This is a genomic window from Ralstonia condita (assembly GCF_958405655.1).
Lineage (GTDB): Bacteria > Pseudomonadota > Gammaproteobacteria > Burkholderiales > Burkholderiaceae > Ralstonia > Ralstonia condita.
Window position 1 is genome coordinate 61241 of sequence record NZ_CATYWO010000010.1, and the last position, 18984, is coordinate 80224.

The window sequence follows — 18984 nt, forward strand, 5'->3', positions numbered from 1 at the left end:
GCGCGCCTTCCGTTCAATAGAGTTCAATGCCCACGGCCGTGGCCTCGCCGCCGCCGATGCACAGGCTTGCCACGCCGCGCTTGCCGCCACGATGGCGCAGCGCACCGAGCAGCGTCGCGATCAGGCGCGCCCCAGAGGCGCCGATCGGATGCCCCAGCGCACAGGCGCCGCCGTTCACGTTCACCTTGTCGTGCGGGATGTGCAGGTCGTGCATGGCAGCCATCGGCACCACGGCAAACGCCTCGTTGATCTCGAACAGGTCGACATTGTCGGCGTTCCAGCCAAGCTTCTTGAACAGCTTGTCGATGGCCGTGACCGGCGCCGTGGTGAACCAGCCCGGCGCCTGCGCGTGCGTGGTGTGGCCCAGCATCACCGCCAGCGGGGTGATGCCGAGTTGCTTGGCAGTCGACTCGCGCATCATCACCAGCGCGGCCGCACCATCGTTGATCGACGAGGACGAAGCGGCCGTCACCGTGCCGTCTTTCTTGAAGGCGGGCTTGAGCGAGGGGATCTTGTCGACCTTGATGCGGCGCGGCCCTTCATCGGTGTCGATGACGGTGTCGCCGGCTTTGCTCGAGACGGTGACGGGGGCGATTTCCCAGCGGAAGGCGCCAGACTCGGTCGCCTGCTGCGCGCGGCGCACGGAGGTCATCGCGAAGTGGTCTTGTGCCTCTCGCGTGAAGCCGTACTTCTTGGCGCAGTCCTCGCCGAAGGTGCCCATGGCGCGGCCCCCGCCTTTTTCGTCACGCTCGTAGGCGTCTTCCAGGCCGTCGAGCATCATGTGGTCATAGATCATGCCGTGGCCGATGCGGTAGCCGCCGCGGCCTTTCGGGATCAGGTACGGCGCGTTGGTCATGCTTTCCATGCCGCCCGCGACCACAACGTCCAGCGACCCTGCGAGCAGCGCGTCGTACGCATTCATGGCGGCGCGCATGCCCGAACCGCACATCTTGTTGACGGTGGTGCAGCCGACCGACAGCGGCAGGCCCGCGCCGAGCGCAGCCTGGCGGGCCGGCGCCTGGCCCTGGCCGGCAGGCAGCACGCAACCCATGATGACTTCTTCGATCTGCTCGGGCTTCAGTCCTGCGCGCTCCACGGCCGCACGGATGGCGGTGGCGCCGAGTTGCGGTGCGGTGAGGCTGGCGAGTTCGCCCTGGAAGGCGCCCATCGGTGTACGGGCGGCGGAGGCGATGATGATGCGGTCGGACATTGCGATCTCCTGATGAGTGCTTGCGACATGTTCTGCACTGTTAGTGCAGGGTTTGTGTGTCTCTCGCTGTTGGGGTTGTTGTTGGTGGTTCACCCCTATTTCGTACCCTGCCGGGCACGACCTACTTTTCTTTGTCTCACCAAAGAAAAGCAGGCAAAAGACAGGCGCGCCCAAGATGGCGACCCCCTCCTTGAATTTTCGTAACCGGTCGGAGATGAGGAAAACTCGCTGCGCTCAGACAGTTCCCCATCTTTCTTCCGCCCGCTTACAAAAATGCAAGGCGCCATCCAGGGCAGGTACGTCAACGGCCGAACCGTTGGTGTGCGGGCCCGAGTGGCTCTTGTTTGTTGCAGTGTTGCTCGCTTTGCTTCGCGCCGTGCTGCCGTCTTCTACTGCACTCGTGGTCGATGGTTTAGCCGTTGGAGCCCTAGATGGCGCGCCTTTCTTTGCTTACTTTCTTTGGCAAGACAAAGAAAGTGAGTCAGCCCCGGCAGGGGATGAAACAAGGGATGCACCACCAACAAAAAACCAAACAGACCCCAAAATTCAAAACCCCACCGGACTCGGCACACTCCCATCCTTGCCGTAGTTCAACCAGGCATCGGCAAGCTGGGCATGCAGTTCCTCATTGGAACTCGCCGCCATGCCGAGGTTGCGCAACATCCCGTCCTTCACGCCGTAAATCCACCCATGCACCGTCAGCGGCTGACCGCGATCCCACGCGTCCTGCACGATCGTCGTCAGGCACACGTTGTTGACCTGGTGGATCACGTTCAGCTCGCACAGCCGGTCATGCTGATCCTGCTCGCGGATCACGGTGCCGAGATACGCGTCATGCTGCTCCGCCACGTCGCGCACGTGACGAATCCAGTTATCCGCCAGCCCGAAGCGCTGCTTGGTCAGCGCGGCCTTCACGCCCGAGCAGCCGTAGTGGCCCACCACCGTGATGTGGCGGATCTTCAGCACCTCCACCGCAAACTGCAGCACCGACAGGCAGTTCAGGTCGGAGTGCACCACCACGTTGGCAATATTGCGATGGACGAACACCTCGCCTGGCGGCAGGCCGATGATCTGGTTCGCGGGCACGCGCGAGTCAGAACAGCCGATCCAGAGGTATTCCGGATTCTGCTGGTTGGCCAGATGCGAGAAGAAAGCGGGGTCTTCGGCGTTGACGCGGTCGACCCACTTCCGGTTGTTGTCGAAGAGTTCCTTGATGCGATGCGGCATGGTGTTCCGTCGTGTAGAGGGTTAGGCGGCGACGCGCCGCAGCGGTGTTGCTGCGGTGGTCTGTGCACCGGCGCCGTATCGATTGACGAAGCGTTCGCTCGCGTCATATGCGTAGAAGTCGTGCGTCTGTCCGGAGAGCAGGCGGTCCTTGTATGCCTGCCACATGGCCGGATCGAAAAAATCCGCGTGGTGCTTGAGGAAGGCCTCGCGCACGCGGGCGTCGCCCAGCAGGAAGGTGCGGTACGTCTCGGGGAAGATGTCGTGCGGGCCCACGCTGTACCAGACCTCGCCGGACATTTCTTCCTCTTCATTGCGCGGCTGTGGCACGTGGCGGATGTTGCAGTCGGTGAGGTATTCGATCTCGTCGTAGTCATAGAAGACCACGCGGCCGTGGCGCGTCACGCCAAAGTTCTTGTACAGCATGTCGCCGGGGAAGATGTTTGCCGCGATCAGTTCCTTGATGGCGTTGCCGTATTCGATGATGCCGTGCTCGACTTGCGCGTCTGTGCCTTCGTGCAGCCAGATGTTCAGCGGCGTCATGCGGCGCTCGATATAAACGTGGCGGATGACGATCTCGTCGCTGCCGTCTTCGGCGCGCTGGTACTCGACCATCGACGGCGCATGCTTTTCCAGTTCCTTGATGAGGTCCTCATCAAAGCGCGAGAGCGGGAAGGCCACGTCGGAATACTCGAGCGTATCGGCCATGCGGCCCACGCGGTCGTGCCGCTTGACGAGCTGGTACTTGCCCTTGATCTGCTCGCGCGTGGTTTCCTTGGGCGGCGGGAAGGTGTCCTTGATGACCTTGAAGACGTACGGGTACGAGGGCAGCGTGAACACCAGCATCACGAGGCCCCGGATGCCGGGCGCGATGATGAACTTGTCCGACGAGTGCTGCAGGTGGTGCAGGAAGTCGCGGTAGAAGAGGTTTTTGCCCTGCTTCTGCAGGCCAAGCGAGGTGTAGATCTCGGCGCGCGGCTTGCGCGGCATCAGGTCACGCAGGAACGTCACGTAGGCGGACGGAATCTCCATGTCCACCATGAAGTACGAATGCGTGAACGAGAACAGGATCATCAACTGTTCCGTGTGCAGCAATACGGTGTCGAGACGCAGTTGACCGTCGGCGTTGCGCATGATCGGTACCGCCAGCGGGTATGTCCTGTCGCCATTGATCACACGCCCGATGATGTACGCCGCCGTGTTGCGGAAGAACAGCGACGACAGCACGTGGATCTGGAAATTTGGCGCGATGCGGAAATCGCCGAAGTGTTCTTCCACGGCACGCATCAGGTAGCCGATGTCGCGGCCCAGGTCCTCGAATGGTGCATCGAGCTGGAAGTTGTGCACGATGCGCTCGAAGCAGTCGCCCAGGCCTTCGCGCGAGCCAGGATAGTAGGCGCGGTAGGTCGGCTTGGTCGGGGATTCTTCGTTCTCGATGTACTCCGTCGAGATGGCCGGCCGCACGAAGATGAAGTCGTTGTTGAAGTACGAGCGATGCAGGATGCGCGTACACACCGAGTTGAAGAAGGTCTCGGCGCACTCGGGCTGGTGGTGGTTGGTCAGCAGGCCGATGAAGTGCAGCTTGATCTGGCGCCAGATCTCGTCGTCGATGTTCTCGGCGTCGTACTCGTCTTCGAGAATGACCGACGCTTCACGTACGCGCTCGTCGTAGTAGGCGATGCGGTCGCGCTGTAACTGCTGCAGGCCGGCCCAGTCCCCTGTCTCGAACGCCGTCTTGGCCTGCACGCTGACTTCTCGGAACAAGCGGTAGTGCTTGTCGAAGCCGTCGAGCATCGTACGGGCGACGTCAAAGGCGATTTGCGACGAGAGCAGCTTGGGGAAATGGGACATGGGCGTGCGCGGCAGGTGAGGGGGCCAAAACAAGCGATAGCGAGCGGCAACAAGCTAGATTGTATGGGCTTCGCTGTCCTGCATTCGCTCCTTATCCGTTTCGCCTAGGGTCCCCGGTTCCCGTCAATTACATCGTTTCGGCGTACAGCTCCCGGCCGATCAGCATGCGGCGGATTTCCGACGTGCCGGCGCCGATCTCGTACAGCTTCGCATCGCGCCAGAGGCGGCCGACCGGGTACTCATTGATGTAACCGTTGCCACCCAGGATCTGGATCGCCTCGCCGGCCATCCAGGTGGCTTTTTCGGCGGTGTAGAGAATGACGCCCGCGCAGTCCTTGCGCACCTGGCGCACGTGGTCGCGGCCCAGCGAGTCGAGGTTCTTGCCGACCGTGTAAAGGTATGCGCGGCACGCCTGCAGCGTGGTGTACATGTCGGCCATCTTGCCCTGGATGAGCTGGAACTCGCCAATGCTCTGGCCGAACTGCTTGCGGTCGTGGATGTACGGCGTGACCACGTCCATGCACGCCTGCATGATGCCGACCGGGCCGCCGGAGAGCACGGCGCGCTCGTAGTCCAGCCCGCTCATCAGCACCTTGGTGCCGCCGTTTTCCTGGCCGAGGATGTTCTCCACCGGCACTTCCACGTTCTCGAATACCAGCTCGCCCGTGTGGGAGCCGCGCATGCCAAGCTTGTCCAGCTTCTGCGCCACCGAGAAGCCCTTCATGCCCTTTTCGACGATGAATGCCGTCATGCCGCGCGCGCCCAGTTCCGGCTCGGTCTTGGCGTAGACGACCAGCACGTCGCAGTCGGGGCCATTGGTGATCCACATCTTGGTGCCGTTGAGCACGTAGCGGTCGCCCTTGAGCTCCGCGCGCAGCTTCATGCTGACGACGTCGGAGCCGGCATTCGGTTCGCTCATCGCCAGGGCGCCCACCCACTCGCCGGACACCAGCTTGGGCAGGTACCTGGCCTTCTGGGCCGCCGTGCCGTTGCGATGGATCTGGTTCACGCACAGGTTCGAGTGCGCGCCATACGACAGGCCGACCGACGCCGACGCCCGGCTGATTTCTTCCATGGCGATCATGTGCGCCAGATACCCCATGTTGGCGCCGCCGTACTCCTCGGCCACGGTGATGCCGAGCACACCCAGTTCGCCCATCTTGCGCCAGGCGTCCATCGGGAACTGGTCGGTACGGTCGATGTCTCCCGCACGCGGTGCCAGCTCGGTCTGCGCCCAGTCGCGCACGGCCGAACGCAGCATCTCGATGTCGTCGCCCAAGTCGAATTTCAGGCCGGGCAGTTCAATCATGGTGGTCTCCTTGGGCGCGGCTCGGGCCGCTGATGTGTCTGGGTAACAGGCTCGGCGTCGTGACGTGCATCGCATTGGGCACGCGCTCCGGCGCCGGAACGGTGCTGCGTATTGTATTGACGTTTACGTAAACGTCAACTCGGTACCTTTGCGGAATCAGGCGGCCTTGCGTCGCTTCGGCTGCTTGGCGCTGCCAGCGCGGGCCTCGTCCAGCAAATGGCGGCATTGGCGCTCGTGCTGGTCGATTTCGGCCAGTTGGGCGTTCAGGTCGTCCAGTTGCTGCGTGAGCACGGCCCGGTGCTGTGCCAGCGAGGCCAGGAAGCGCTCGAGCTGCGGCACCGTATCGCGCGGCGATTCGTACAGATCGAGGATCTCCTTGATCTCGCCCAGCGACAGGCCCAGCCGCTTGCCGCGCAAGGTCAGCTTCAGGCGCGTGCGCTCGCGGGCGGAATACACGCGGCGGCGCCCGCCGGGGCCCTGTCGGTCGGGCGCCAGCAGGCCCTGGTCTTCATAGAAGCGGATCGCACGCGGCGTGATGTCGAATTCGCGCGCGAGATCGGTGATGGTGAAGCTGGCGTCGGCCTGTTCGCCGGCGGCGCCGGATTCAAGATCGGCGGCAAGCGCGGCGGTGGCAGACGAAGTGGAGGCGGGCATACGGCGGGTAACGGTGTGATGGCGGGAGCGCCGGGCAGCGGTATTCCGTTTTCGCTTAAGATGGAAGACCGGCGGCAGATTGACGTTAACGTTAGCGTCAATGGCGTCAAACCGCAATCGCACAGACTGCCCTCAGGCAGCGACCAAGACGACCCACATGAACGCGCTCGAACACCAACTCGACTACCCGTTTGGCGACACCCTGCCCGAAGGCGGCACGCGGTATGAAGTCGCGCCCGGCATGTACTGGCTGCGCATGCCGCTGCCGTTCGCGCTGGACCACATCAACCTCTGGCTGCTGCGGGATCGGCAGGACGGGCAGGAAGGCTGGACGATCGTCGACTGCGGTATCAACCACGAGGCCATTCGCGGCTATTGGGAAGCCATCTTCGCGAACCACCTCGACGGCCTGCCCGTGCTGCGCGTGCTGGTCACGCATTGCCATCCGGACCACGTCGGGCTGTCGAGCTGGCTGTGCGAGGGCGGTGACGAAAAACGCTGGAATGTGCGCCTGTGGATGAGCCTGGGCGACTACGCCTTCGCACGCATGCTGGTGGGGGGCACCGGTGCCTCGAATGCGGGCGGCGAGTTTGCCGCGAGCCACTTTGCCCGACATGGCCTGGTGGACGAAGATGCCATTGAGCGCATCCGCAACCGCAAGGATTACTACAGCACCCTCGTGCCCAGCGTCCCCGGTCATTACCGCCGCCTGATGGACGGCGACGTCGTCACCATCGGCCCTCACACCTGGCGCGTCATCACCGGCTTCGGCCACGCGCCCGAACATGTCGCGCTCTACAGCGAGGATGCCAATGTGCTGATCTCCGGCGACATGGTCTTGCCGCGCATTTCCACCAACGTGAGCGTGTTCGACCTCGAGCCCGAGGCCGATCCGCTGAGGCTGTATCTCGAATCGCTCGGCAAGTACGAGCCGCTGCCTGAAAACGTGCTGATCCTGCCTTCGCACGGGCGACCCTTCCGAGGCCTGCATACGCGCATCCGCCAACTGCGCGAGCACCATGCCGATCGCCTGGACGACACGCTGGCTGCCTGCCGGCGCACGCCGCAGTCCGCTCGCGACATCGTCGACGTCATCTTCAAGCGCCAGTTCGACGTGCACCAGATGACCTTCGCGATGGGCGAGGCGCTGGCCCACCTGCACGCGCTGTGGCATCGCGCAGAATTGGTGCGCGAAACCGGCGCAGACGGTATCGTTCGATTCCGCGCAACCGCATAACGCTCTCAACGGATCCCGCCATGGCAGACCAGCAAGACGTTCTCGACGACACCGCCGCCATCCTGCCGTTTCCGGCGCAGACTCCCGCCGCGCCTTACTACGCGGTGATCTTCGCCTCCACGCGCACCGACGGCGACAACGGCTACGGCGCCATGGCCGATCGCATGGTGGAACTGGCGCGCGGCATGCCGGGTTTCCTGGGCATCGAATCCGTGCGGGATGAACTGGCAGGCGCACAGGGGCGGCCGGGCATTACCGTGTCGTACTGGTCTTCGCTGGAGGCCATCCGTGAGTGGAAGAACCAGACTGACCACCTGATCGCGCAGAAGATGGGGCGCGACCGCTGGTATGCGGCGTACCACCTGCGCATCGCCAAGGTGGAGTACGACTACGGGTTTGTGCGCTGACGAGTGCGCGTGCACCCTCAATGAAAGAACCCGCCAGATGGCGGGTTTTTTCTTGCGTGGTTCGCACAGGGCTCACCGCAGTTCACGCGCGAACTGGCCCAGGTAACGCACGCCTTCGATCGCCCGGCTGCCATACCACGAGACCATTTCCCCATCGACGAGGTAGACCGGCTTGCCGATCTGCTTTTCCAGCGCATCAGCGTGTTCTTCGGTAAAGCTGTAGGGCTCGGTGGAGAGCAGCACGCAGTCGATGCTGCGCACGACATCGTCGCTCCAGCGGAAGGTGGGGTAGCGCGTATCCGGGCGGTTGGGACGCGCGCAGTCGCCGCTCTTTTCCACGCCGCACTGCACGGGTGCGGCGTCTTCCGGCCACGTGTGGCAGTTGATGAGCTTGAGCATGCGCGAGATATACGTGTCGCGCGATACCGTCATCCACGGGTCTTGCCAGATGGCGTACAGCACGCGGTGCGGCAGGAAGTGGCGGCCGCGCAGTGCGTCAAGCTCGTGCGTGAGCGCATCTGTCAGCCTCTGGGCTTCGGCCTCGCGGCGAAAGATGCCGCCCAGCAGTTGGTACAGCGCGAGGTTGTCTTCGGGGGCGCACGGGTGCGTGACGATGACGTTGGGGACAAACGCGCGCAGCTTGTCGGCCGTCTCCAGGGTGTTCTCGTCGATATTGACGATGACGTGCGTGGGCGCCAGTTCACGCAGCCTGTCGAGCTTGACGGTCTTGGTGCCGCCCACCTTGGGGACGCTGCGCACCGCGTCGCGGGGGTGGATGCAAAAGCCGGTGCGGGCGACGAGCTGGTCGCCCAGATCGAGCGAAAACAGCAGATCGGTAATCGAAGGCACCAGGCTTGCGATGCGCGGCGTGGTGTCGACAGGGCGGTGAACGTGGCCCTGCGCGTCGGTCAGCATCATCACGAAATCTCAGGCTTGCGGGGTTTGCGCGGCGCGCGCGCGAACGCGAGGTCATACAGCCAGCGCGGCAGCACGTGCAGCAATTTGGCCACGATGCCCATCTGCCAAGGCAGCACCGTGAAGCGCACGCCGCGTTCGATGGCGTGCGCGGCTTTCTGTGCAAAGCGGTCCACCGGCATCAGGAACGGCATCGGATAGGGGTTGTGCTCCGTCATCGGCGTGCGGATATAGCCTGGGGCAATCGTCACCACGCGCAGGCCGCGCGGGCCAAGTTCCACGCGCAGGCTCTCCATCAGCTTGATCACCGCCGATTTCGATGCACTGTATGCCGCCGCGCCAGGCAACCCGCGCACGCCCGCCACGCTGGCAATGCCGACCAGCGTTCCACCCGGGCGGCCCGGTTTGCTCCGTGCCAGCATCGGCGCGACAAACGGCTGGAAGGTGTTGAGCGTGCCCATCCAGTTGGTGTCCATGACGGCGGAGAAAGCGGCCAGGTCGCCGGGTTCCCGCAGGTCGGTGCCGACCGAGATGCCGGCATTGGCGATGACGACGTCAGGAACGCCCGCCCTGGCGATGCAGGCCTGCGCCGCCTCGCGCATCGACTGCGCGCTGCGCACGTCGGCCGCAAAGCAATGACAGCGGCCCTGGATGGCGGCCGGCAGGGTTCGTACGAAGTCGTCGAGCACGTCGACACGCCGGGCGACGAGCGCGAGCGTGGCGCCTTGCGCAGCATACTGTCGCGCCAGTGCCCGGCCGATGCCGCTGGAGGCGCCGGTGATAAAGACGATTTGGCTCATGGGGGTGTCGCTTGGCGTGGTGGGGAACAACACATGAAAACGCCCGCACGAAGGCGGGCGTTGCCTGGGCGATGGCGCACGGCTGAGCGTCGGCGCGGCCGGTGCCCTTACATCTTGCCGGCGCGGATCTGCTGGACGAGGTAGTCGAGCGTCTTCATGGTGTTCACGTAACCGCCAGCCTCGTCGGGCGAGACCACGTATTTACCCTGGACCACGACGGTCGGCACGCCTTCGATGCGGTACTGCTCGGTCAGCTGGCTGGCGCGCATCACGTTGGAGTTCACGCCGAACGAGTTGTACACGTCCATGAATGCTTTGCGGTCGATGCCTTCCTTGGCGATGAAATCACCGATGATCCGTTCCTGCTGGTCCTTGTCGCGGCCCACGTTCAGGTGGTCTGCGCCGTGGATGGCGTCGAAGATGCGGGCATGCATCGACATGCCCTTGCTGCTCTTGGCGTTGAGCTTGCCCATGGCTTCGAGCGAGTAATAAATGCGCGAGTACGGGACCAGGCGGGCGTCATTGTTGAAGGCGACGGGCACGTGCTTGATGGCGACGTCCTTGCCTTGCTTGGCGCTCCAGGCTTCCCAGGTGCTCTCGAAGTGGTTGCAGTGCGGGCACCAGTACCCGAAGAACTCGGTGACTTCGATCTTGCCTGCGGGAACGGGTTGTGCTGGTTGGAGCACTTTGTAATCCGTGCCGGCCACGGGTTGGGCCTGGGCCGGTGCAGTCATCATCAGGCCGGCGCCGGTGGCGAGTGCAATCAGGAGAGCGGCAAGTTTTTTCATGGTGGGATGGAAGTGGAGCGTAGGGCGATCGGCAACCCGATCCTCAGGCTTCTGACCGGCGCCAGCCCGTCGGGTTCTGGCGGCGCCGGTGAAATTTCACATCACTGGCGGGCGAAGCGGATGACGGACGATTCCACGCCCGACGCCTGCAGGCGGCTGCGCACGGCGGTCATCTCGTCCAGCGTGTTGTACGGCCCGAGACGCACGCGGTACATGGTGGCGCCGTTCACTTCGCGCTGGGTCACCTTGGCTTCAAAACCCTGCATGGCCAGATTGCCCTTCTGCCGATCAGCGTCCTCGGCCGATTTGTAAGCGCCAACTTGCAGGAAATAGCCCGTCTTTGCGGCATCCTGGCGCGCGATTTCGGCGATCGGGTCGGCCACGGGCTTCTCGGCAGGCGTCGTGGCAGGCTTGCCGGGCTTAGCCGCCGGCGTGCTGGCCGGCTGGGGAGCCGAACCGGGTTGCGCCGGACGGATCGTGATGCCCGGCGGCGGGTTGTTGGCATCCGGCTGATCGACCGGTTTGGGCGGCACGTGACTCCACAGCGGCGCATTCGGATCCGTCTGCGGGGCGCTGGCCTGGGGCGCGTTCGGCGCGGGCGCCGGCAGCGGGTTGACCACGTTGCCTGCCTCGCTCGGCTTGGGCTGGGCGCCGTTGCGCGACACAAACGGCACTGGCGCCTTGGTGATGTACACCGCCACCACCACGGCGATCGCCAAACCGACGATCAGGCCGAGCACCAGACCCAGAAACGTGCCGCCCCACTGCGAGCGGGCGCGGAAAGATTGCGTATTGCGTGCCATGTCGATCCTTCTAGAAGCGCCCGATTATAAGAGCGCCGCGTGGCTTTACATCTTTTGCGGTGCCGATACGCCGATGACGGCCAGCCCGTTGCGCAGGACCTGGCGTGTTGCAGCCAGCAGCGCGAGGCGGGCGCGCTTGACGGCGTCGTCGTCGACGAGCACGCGGTCGGCGTTGTAAAACGCGTGGAAGTCCCCTGCGAGATCACGCAGATAGAAGGCCACGGCATGCGGCGCCAGCTCGCGTGCGGCGTCGGCCAGCATGTCGGGGAAGGCGGCCAGACGCTGCACCAGGGCGATGGCCTGCGGGCTGGCATCCGGTCCAGTGACCGCTGCGAGGTCGGCGCGGCTCAGCGACGCGGCATCACCGCCCTCGCGCTGCGCCCACTGCTCGAACACCGAGCAGATGCGCGCGTGGGCGTATTGCACGTAGTACACCGGGTTCTCGTCGCTCTGCTTCAGCGCCAGATCCACATCGAAGACGAATTCGGTATCGGCCTTGCGCGACAGCAGGAAGAAGCGCACGGCGTCGCGGCCACGCGTGAAGCGCGCGGGCCAGTTCGGCTCACCGGCGTCCACGCAGGCGCGGATGGTGTCGACGCCGGCTTCGCTCTCGGCGTCACCGTTGGACCACTCGATCAGGTCGCGCACGGTCACGTACGAGCCGGCGCGCTTGGAAATCTTGACCTCGGCGCCGTCCTTCATCACCGTGACCATCTTGTGCAGGACGTAGTCCGGATAGCCCTTCGGGATGCCGATGTTCAGGCCCTGCAGGCCGGCGCGCACGCGGGCGATGGTGCCGTGGTGGTCGCTGCCCTGCACGTTGATGACTTGCGTGAAGCCGCGTCCCCACTTGGTCGTGTGGTACGCAACGTCGGGCACGAAGTACGTGTAGGCGCCGTCGGACTTGCGCATGACGCGGTCCTTGTCGTCGCCGTCGTCGGTCGTGCGCAGCCACAGCGCGCCTTCCTGCTCGTACGTCTTGCCGGCAGCGACGAGTGCGTCCACCGTCTGCTGAACCTTGCCTTCGGTGTAGAGCGACGATTCCAGGTAGTAACGGTCGAACTTCACGCCGAACGCTTGCAGGTCGATGTCCTGCTCGTTGCGCAGATACGTGACGGCAAAGCGGCGGATGGCTTCGATGTTCTCCACATCGCGCTCGCCCGTCACGGGTTCGCCATCGGAGGCGCATACGGTCTTGCCGGCGAGGTAGTCGGCGGCGATGTCGGCAATGTAGTCGCCGTTGTAGGCGGCCTCGGGCCAGTTGGCGTCGCCCGGTTTGAAGCCGCGCGCGCGGGCCTGGACGGAGACGGCCAGGTTGTGGATCTGGACGCCGGCGTCGTTGTAATAGAACTCGCGGTGGACCTTGTGGCCCTGCCAGTCGAGCAGGCTTGCAAGGGCGTCGCCCAGCGCCGCCTGCCGGCCATGGCCGACGTGCAGCGGGCCCGTCGGGTTGGCCGAGACGAATTCCACCAGGACCGGTGCACCGTCATGCGTATTGGCGGCGCCGAATCGGTCGGCTTCGGCAAACACGGCGGCAATGACGTCGGCGCGCGCAGCCGGCGACAGGCGGAGGTTGATGAACCCCGGCCCGGCGATTTCTACGGCCGAGACCAATCGCTGGCCGCGCGCATCGGCGCGGATCGCGTCGGCGATCTTGCCGGCCAGTTCACGCGGATTGATGCCCAGCGGCTTGGCGAGCTGCAGCGCGACGTTGCAGGCGATGTCGCCATGCGCGGCCTGCTTGGGGCGCTCCAGGACGATCTCCGGTCGGGCTTGGCCCTCGGGCAGCAGGGAGCCGACGGCGTCGGACAACAATTGGGCGATCGTCTGTTTGTGGGAGGGCAGCATAAAGAAACCATGACGCCGGCAGTGCTGAAACGGACTCAAATCCAGTTCCGGCGCGGCCAGTTGCGTTGTTCAGGGAAAAGTACGAAATTTTATCAGGTGAGCCGCTGTCCTAGAGGTATCAGCCCCCCGCTGTGGCATTCTGCGGCCCCTACCCAACCAAGGGAATACCGACATCATGATTACCTTTACCTCGCACGCTTCGCAAAAATTCTCCATGCAGAAGGATCTCGCCATGGTGCTGCTGGGCGTAATTGGCAAGACGCTGGGCGAGCGCGGCGTCATCACGCCCGAAGAAATGCCCCACGCCATCGAGCGCCTCAAGCGCGCCATCAAGGACGATACGCACCAGGCCCACCTCCAGATTGCGGAACTGGCCGTCCAGGAGGGCGACGACAGCGAAGAGGAGCCGCCGCACCTCGGTCAGCGCGCCTATCCGCTGCTGCACATGCTGGAGGAGTCGCAGAAAGAGGGTGCCAACGTCCTCTGGGGCGTTTGAGCGCCGGGCGCGGATGAAAAAAATGCCCGGCCACCGCGAGGGTGGTCCGGGCATCCGGCCACAAGGGCCGGGAGCGGGGGAGGGGGCTGGCGCGCCAAGGCCGCTGTCTCGCCAGACTGCGAGGGCGTTATTGGTCGTGCAACATGTCGGACAGCTCGTCTGCGTGTTCTTCTTCTACCGCCAGGATGTCTTCCAGCACGCGCCGCGTGGTGGGATCGCGCTCGCCGATATAGCGGATCATCTCCAGGTAGCTGTCGATGGCGATGCGCTCCGCGATCAGGTTCTCCTTGATCATGTCGACCAGGCCACCGGCTTCCACATATTCCGAATGGCTGCGCGTCGACAGACCCTCCGGGCTGAAGTTCGGCTCGCCGCCGAGCTGCACGATGCGTGCGGCGATCTTGTCGGCATGCTGCTGCTCTTCGGTGGCGTGCACCATGAATTCTTCAGCGATCGGATCGGCGTTGATGCCCTTCGCCATGAAGTGATGACGCCGGTACCGCAGCACGCAGATCATCTCGGTCGCCAGCGCTTCATTCAGCAGACGCAGCACCGTGCCGCGGTCGGCCTGGTAGTCGTCGGTCACGGCGCCCGCTTCGATGTGCTGGCGGGCGCGTTCGCGCAGCGTCTTGATATCGCTGAGGAACCGGCTTTCCGGGGCGGCAACGTTCGTTTGGGTCATGCGTGGGCTCCTTCGTGATTGAGGTGGGGCGTTGTCCGGATTCACTCTCCGTCGCCGCGTCGGCTGCCGCTGCCCGCGAGCGCGACCGCCAGCCCGATGGCAGCGCCGATGGCGACCGCCACACCCACCGACTTGAACGGCGCAGCGGTGATGGTCTCCTCGGTGCGGTCGAGCGCCCAGTCCATGCGCTCGCGGGCCTGGTGGGCGCGGTCATTGGCGGCACGGCGCAACCGGTCGGCACGCGCATGCAGCGCGCGCCGAGCGCGGTCGGCTTCGGAGCCGCCTTCGTCGGTCAGGGTCTGGATGGCGCTCTCGAGCGAGTGCAGCAGACTGTGGACCTCTTCCATCGCGGGGCGCGCGGCATGGCGGGCGTGGTCAGCCGCATCCGCGGCGCTGTTCAGGGCACGGTGCGCGTGTTGATTGACGTCGTCGACTCGGTTGCGGACGCGTTGGCTGGCAAAGAGAGACATGGCGAATTCCTCATCGGGGCGCCGCGGCAAATGCGCACCGCGGCGCGGTTGGTCGGCGGCAAAACCGGCGCTCGTGCGTGGCCGGCTGTCTGCCCAATGGATTAGCAAGACACGGGCCCGCGCGCGGCGCTAATCCACCGCCTTGAAGACTGTGACGCCCAGGACGAGAAACAGCACAAACAGCACTACGAAGATGAAGAACAGGATCTTGGCGATGCTCGCTGCGCCAGCGGCAATGCCGGTAAAGCCAAGCACGCCGGCCACCACGGAAATGATGGCGAAGACCAATGCCCATTTCAGCATGTTGTTGCCTCCGGATCGGATGGGTTGAAGTGCAGGGGATCGGCGCGGCATTGCGCCAGCGCCAATCGCCCTGTCGGGGTATCCCCAAGCACTTGGCGTGCCCGGCAGGGGTGCGCCCGAGGTGCCACCCGGGACGTGCGCGGGGTATCATGCCTATTGCCAAAAAACACACGCAACGCGCTCCGCGTCGGGCGGCTTGACGCGTTCTACATGGGTCTGCATGCCATGCGGTCATCCTTGCGCTCCACCCTGCTGCTCGCCGGCGGCATTCTGCTCACGCTCGGGGTGCTGATCGCCTCGGAGACGGGCAACGTCCGCCTGAGCCAGGGCTACCGGCAGGTGATTCAGTCGCAGCAGGCCGAAACGGCCATCAACGAACTCCTCGCCGAGCTGGTCAACGCAGAGGCGGGGCAGCGCGGCTTCCTGCTCACGGGCAAGGACGAATACCTCGACCCGTATAACAAGGCCATCCCCCACATCCACGCGCTGATGGCGGAGATCCGCGACCACTACGCGAATGACCCGGACGCGCTCAAGCTGTTTTCGGAGACGGCGCTGCAGGTGAGCCGCAAGCTCACCGAGATGGAGCTCACGCTCATCTACGGCAAGCGCGATCTGGAAGTGGCCCTTGACCTCGTGCGCACCGATTTCGGCAAGGCCTCGATGGAGGCTGTGCGCCAAGGGCTGGACCGATTGCGCCAGCGTGAGATTGCCACCGTGGCGCGCAGCCTCGAGCATGCCGAGCGTGATCTGGCGCTCTCGCGTTATGGCATCGCGCTCATCACGGCGGTCAACATCATCCTGCTGGTGGTGCTGGGCATGCAGCACGCCAAGCGCCTCGCGGTCACGGAGCAGGAACGCGACAAGGCCGAAGAAGAGAGCCAGAAGCTCGACCGCATGGTGCGCGAGCGCACGCGGCAGCTCTCCGACCTGGCCGCCCACTTGCAGCGCGTGACCGAAGATGAAAAGACGCGCCTGGCGCGCGAACTGCACGACGAGCTGGGCGCCATCCTGACCGCCACCAAGATGGATCTGCACTGGCTGCGCTCACGCGTGCATCCCAACGAGCCTGGCGTGAGCGAAAAGATCACACGCGTGATGGCCCACGTGGATCAGGGGATCCAGATCAAGCGCCGCCTCATTGAGGATCTGCGCCCGACCATCCTGCTCAACCTGGGTCTGGTGGAAGCGCTCTCGCAGCTGACTGAAGACGTGGGCGTACGGAACGGCTGGCACACCGAGGTCAGCCTGCCCGACGAGATGCCAAAGCTGACCGACGATGCGGCCATCGCGCTGTATCGCATCGTGCAGGAGTCTTTGACCAACGCTTCCAAGTATGCGCACGCGACGACGGTATCAGTCGCGCTGGACGCGAGCGAAGAGGGTGTGCGCCTGCGCGTGCGCGACAACGGCCGTGGTTTTCCGGCCGACATTGAACGTCGCCGCATGGTGGGCCACCACGGCCTGCTTGGCATGGAGCAGCGCGCCATCGCGCTGGGCGGTACGCTGACCATTGATTCCATGCCCGGCGGGGGCGTGACGATCATTGTCGAATTGCCGCCTACCGATGCCGTCTTCGACCGCGTCAGTCACGATGCCGAGGGCATGCCGCATACCTCGTCCGGCGGGGCGGGTCCGGAACCTGGCCACGGCGGCGCGACTGCCTGAAGGCAATCGCTGACGGCGGTGGCCAACCCAACAAAAAAGCCCCATGACGGGGCTCTTTGCGGGCAGCGGTCGCCGGTGCGTCCTACATCTTCTGTTTCGTGTTGTCGGCGGCGTTTTCGAGTTTCTGGCCTCCGCTCTGGAGGTCTTTGCCGGCGCCGGCCATGGTGTTGCAACCCGCCAGGAACAGGCACATCAGCGCGATTGCGGCAGACAGGGTCTTCATCGAACGCTCCTCGAGGGGTAGGAAACGGGCAACCCGGCGACCGACCGATACGGTAGGCGCGCGGACGATTCAGTGATGGGGATGGTGGGCCGCCTGCTGACGAGGCCGTCCCACGCCGGCGCGCTCTTCGATCACCTCGAACACCTTGTCGAGCTCGAGCGACTTGTCGAAGAAATAGTTGGCGCCGGCTTCAAAACAGCGCTGCCGGTACGTCGGCACCTGTGCGTGGTTCGTGTAGACGATGCGCACACTGGGTGATGCCTGGTCACGCAGCGTTTGCAGGACCTTGAAGCCATTGCCCTGCCGCAGTTGCAGATCGACGATCACGACGTCGTAGTGGCCGTCAGCAAGCAGGTGCAGCGCCAGGTCTTCCGTGTCCGCCCACTCAACCGTCGCCACGAACGCGGACGCCTTGAGGTATTCCAGCACCATGCCACGAAGCACGGGGGAGTCCTCGATCAGGAGGACGCGCAGGCCACGAGCAGAGAGGGTGACGGCTTGATCCAGCATGCGTTGATGGTAGCTACCGGGAAACTCAGGTGGTATCAGGCGTTGTCCTACATGCCAACAGGGTTTGCGGCGGGTATGGCCCGTTTTCTAGCGGGGCGGGGCGTCATTCCACCAGGCCGTTCTTGATGGCGTAATACGTGAGATCGGCATTCGACTTCATGCCCATCTTTTCGAGAATGCGGGTGCGGTACGTACTGACCGTCTTGACGCTCAAAAACAGCTCTTCGGCGATGATCGACACCGATTGCCCCCGGGCAAGCTTGCAGAAGATCTGGAATTCACGTTTCGACAGCGTCTGGTGCAGGGGCTGGTCGGTCGGCTTCTCCAGGCCGCCGATCAGCAACTCGGCAACGGTGGGGCTGACATAGCGGCGGCCTTGCGACACGGTGCGGATTGCTTTCACCAGCTCGTCCGGCGCGCTTTCCTTGGTCAGGTAGCCCGAGGCGCCGGCACGGATGAGGTTGATGGCGTACTGGTCCTCCGGGAACGTCGACAGGATCAGCACCGGCAGATCGGGATGGCGCTGGCGAGCCAGCTTGAGCGTATCGATGCCGTTGCGGTCAGGCATGGAGATGTCGAGTACGACCACGTCGAAGGCGCCGGTGCGGAGTTGCTCCATCACCTCTTCGCCGCTGGCCGCTTCCCCCGCGACTTCGATGTCCCGCTCTTCGGACAGGAACTGCCGAAGGCCGGCGCGGACGATTTCGTGGTCGTCCGCAATCAGGACGCGAATCATGCTGCTCCTTATGGACGGCGCGCCTGGCAGATTGCCCGCGAGCGCACCCTGCGCTTGTTGGTTTGATACGACAGCAATTGTATCGGACTGTGGCGTGAAACCGGGGCCGCTTTTAGTGGCCGGTCTCAGGGTGGTGGGGAAGGTTTCCATGGGCGCCCTCGGATGTGCGACAACCGCAACACGGTCGCTCATCGCCATAGCAACCGGCATGCCCGGACGCTGCAGGGCCAGCGCTGGCCTGCGGCCGGTAAAAAAAACGGGGCGGTGGGTGTCCGCCCCGTTATCGCCACGCGGTGTCGGGCAGGATGCCCGGCCGGGCAACTTACTTCTGCACGGCGGCGCCCGCGTTCACGCTGGCATCCGCGGTCGCGCCGGTCATGGTGCTACCCACGACGTCTGCCTTGGCAGCGTTTGCCGTCTTTTCTGCCGACTTCTCAGCCTTGCCGACCGACTTGCCTACCTTGTCGGTGGACTTCTCGATGCCGGCTTCCGCCTTTGCCTTGTGTTCGTGCGCAGCCTTGGCGCCGTGCTCCATCCTCGAGTGCAGGTGGCTCTTGGCGGCTTCGGTGTCCAGCTTGGCGCCGGTGTCGGCCTTCAGACCCATGCCGACGTTGGTTTGTGCGGGCGCGACGGCGGCCGTGCCGTTGGCCTGCACGCCGGTGCTGATCGAAGGCGTTTGCGCGTTGGCGTAAGCCGAAGCAGCAGCGATGGCGATGGCGGACAGGGAGATCAGCAGCTTGTTCATGGAGGAGACTCCTTTCGTTCTGAACGGCCACGCGAGGGATTCGTCGCGGCATCACTCTGTGTGTCGAGTGAATGAGGCCAGTTTATGGAGCCTTTCCGGTTACGA

At 64.4% G+C, this 18984-nt stretch carries 21 protein-coding genes; 4 read left to right on the forward strand and 17 right to left on the reverse strand.

Annotation, left to right across the window (positions count from 1 at the left end):
• Positions 1-13: 13 nt before the first annotated feature.
• From R2N03_RS20175 to R2N03_RS20195, 5 genes are all read right to left on the reverse strand, one after another.
• Positions 14-1210, reverse strand: a complete 1197-nt coding sequence (locus tag R2N03_RS20175; RefSeq protein WP_316659652.1) for an acetyl-CoA C-acetyltransferase — start codon at positions 1208-1210, stop codon at positions 14-16.
• Positions 1211-1756: 546 nt separating this feature from the next.
• The gene (can, locus tag R2N03_RS20180) at positions 1757-2437 is read right to left on the reverse strand and encodes a carbonate dehydratase (RefSeq protein ID WP_316659653.1); all 681 of its coding nucleotides are present in this window, start codon (positions 2435-2437) and stop codon (positions 1757-1759) included.
• Positions 2438-2458: 21 nt separating this feature from the next.
• Positions 2459-4285, reverse strand: a complete 1827-nt coding sequence (gene aceK, locus R2N03_RS20185) for a bifunctional isocitrate dehydrogenase kinase/phosphatase (RefSeq protein ID WP_316659654.1) — start codon at positions 4283-4285, stop codon at positions 2459-2461.
• 127 nt (positions 4286-4412) lie between these two features.
• Positions 4413-5594 (reverse strand): isovaleryl-CoA dehydrogenase, encoded by a 1182-nt coding sequence (locus R2N03_RS20190; RefSeq protein ID WP_316659655.1) that lies wholly within the window; start codon positions 5592-5594, stop codon positions 4413-4415.
• Positions 5595-5750: 156 nt separating this feature from the next.
• Positions 5751-6248, reverse strand: a complete 498-nt coding sequence (locus R2N03_RS20195; protein ID WP_316659656.1) for a MerR family transcriptional regulator — start codon at positions 6246-6248, stop codon at positions 5751-5753.
• Between the two features lie 157 nt (positions 6249-6405).
• Here R2N03_RS20195 and R2N03_RS20200 point away from each other — a divergent pair, with 157 nt between their 5' ends.
• The gene (locus R2N03_RS20200; protein ID WP_316659657.1) at positions 6406-7485 is read left to right on the forward strand and encodes an MBL fold metallo-hydrolase; all 1080 of its coding nucleotides are present in this window, start codon (positions 6406-6408) and stop codon (positions 7483-7485) included.
• Positions 7486-7505: 20 nt separating this feature from the next.
• On the forward strand, positions 7506-7892 hold the full coding sequence (locus tag R2N03_RS20205; RefSeq protein ID WP_316659658.1) for an antibiotic biosynthesis monooxygenase family protein: 387 nt from the start codon (positions 7506-7508) through the stop codon (positions 7890-7892).
• A 72-nt stretch (positions 7893-7964) separates the two neighbouring features.
• Here R2N03_RS20205 and R2N03_RS20210 read toward each other — a convergent pair whose 3' ends face one another.
• The 5 genes from R2N03_RS20210 to argS form a co-directional block, all read right to left on the reverse strand.
• Positions 7965-8810 carry a helical backbone metal receptor gene (locus R2N03_RS20210; RefSeq protein ID WP_316659659.1) on the reverse strand — a complete coding sequence of 282 codons (846 nt, stop codon included), beginning with the start codon at positions 8808-8810 and terminating at the stop codon, positions 7965-7967.
• Positions 8810-9607, reverse strand: a complete 798-nt coding sequence (locus R2N03_RS20215) for an SDR family oxidoreductase (protein WP_316659660.1) — start codon at positions 9605-9607, stop codon at positions 8810-8812. Before R2N03_RS20215 ends, R2N03_RS20210 begins: the two co-directional genes overlap by 1 nt.
• Before the next feature lie 107 nt (positions 9608-9714).
• Positions 9715-10395 carry a thiol:disulfide interchange protein DsbA/DsbL gene (locus R2N03_RS20220; protein ID WP_316659661.1) on the reverse strand — a complete coding sequence of 227 codons (681 nt, stop codon included), beginning with the start codon at positions 10393-10395 and terminating at the stop codon, positions 9715-9717.
• A gap of 101 nt (positions 10396-10496) precedes the next feature.
• Positions 10497-11198, reverse strand: coding sequence for an SPOR domain-containing protein (locus tag R2N03_RS20225; RefSeq protein WP_316659662.1), 702 nt, complete (start codon positions 11196-11198; stop codon positions 10497-10499).
• A 45-nt stretch (positions 11199-11243) separates the two neighbouring features.
• Positions 11244-13046 carry an arginine--tRNA ligase gene (argS, locus tag R2N03_RS20230; protein ID WP_316659663.1) on the reverse strand — a complete coding sequence of 601 codons (1803 nt, stop codon included), beginning with the start codon at positions 13044-13046 and terminating at the stop codon, positions 11244-11246.
• Positions 13047-13221: 175 nt separating this feature from the next.
• On the opposite strand from argS, the gene R2N03_RS20235 reads away from it, so the two are divergent.
• Positions 13222-13542: a DUF1840 domain-containing protein gene (locus tag R2N03_RS20235; RefSeq protein WP_316659664.1), complete on the forward strand. Its 321-nt coding sequence runs from the start codon at positions 13222-13224 to the stop codon at positions 13540-13542.
• A gap of 127 nt (positions 13543-13669) precedes the next feature.
• Here R2N03_RS20235 and R2N03_RS20240 read toward each other — a convergent pair whose 3' ends face one another.
• The 3 genes from R2N03_RS20240 to R2N03_RS20250 form a co-directional block, all read right to left on the reverse strand.
• Complete coding sequence (locus tag R2N03_RS20240) at positions 13670-14224, reverse strand: ferritin-like domain-containing protein (protein WP_316659665.1); 555 nt, start codon at positions 14222-14224, stop codon at positions 13670-13672.
• A 41-nt stretch (positions 14225-14265) separates the two neighbouring features.
• Positions 14266-14694 (reverse strand): hypothetical protein, encoded by a 429-nt coding sequence (locus R2N03_RS20245; RefSeq protein ID WP_316659666.1) that lies wholly within the window; start codon positions 14692-14694, stop codon positions 14266-14268.
• A gap of 129 nt (positions 14695-14823) precedes the next feature.
• Positions 14824-14997: a DUF1328 family protein gene (locus tag R2N03_RS20250; protein ID WP_316659667.1), complete on the reverse strand. Its 174-nt coding sequence runs from the start codon at positions 14995-14997 to the stop codon at positions 14824-14826.
• A gap of 225 nt (positions 14998-15222) precedes the next feature.
• Here R2N03_RS20250 and R2N03_RS20255 point away from each other — a divergent pair, with 225 nt between their 5' ends.
• Positions 15223-16665, forward strand: a complete 1443-nt coding sequence (locus R2N03_RS20255; protein WP_316659687.1) for a CHASE3 domain-containing protein — start codon at positions 15223-15225, stop codon at positions 16663-16665.
• A gap of 82 nt (positions 16666-16747) precedes the next feature.
• Here R2N03_RS20255 and R2N03_RS20260 read toward each other — a convergent pair whose 3' ends face one another.
• From R2N03_RS20260 to R2N03_RS20275, 4 genes are all read right to left on the reverse strand, one after another.
• Positions 16748-16888 carry an entericidin A/B family lipoprotein gene (locus tag R2N03_RS20260; RefSeq protein WP_316659668.1) on the reverse strand — a complete coding sequence of 47 codons (141 nt, stop codon included), beginning with the start codon at positions 16886-16888 and terminating at the stop codon, positions 16748-16750.
• Positions 16889-16957: 69 nt separating this feature from the next.
• Positions 16958-17398, reverse strand: coding sequence for a response regulator (locus R2N03_RS20265; protein WP_316659669.1), 441 nt, complete (start codon positions 17396-17398; stop codon positions 16958-16960).
• 103 nt (positions 17399-17501) lie between these two features.
• A complete protein-coding gene (locus R2N03_RS20270) occupies positions 17502-18134 on the reverse strand; it encodes a response regulator (protein ID WP_009277190.1) in 633 nt (210 codons plus the stop codon).
• A gap of 322 nt (positions 18135-18456) precedes the next feature.
• The gene (locus R2N03_RS20275) at positions 18457-18879 is read right to left on the reverse strand and encodes a hypothetical protein (protein ID WP_316659670.1); all 423 of its coding nucleotides are present in this window, start codon (positions 18877-18879) and stop codon (positions 18457-18459) included.
• Between the last annotated feature and the right edge of the window lie 105 nt (positions 18880-18984).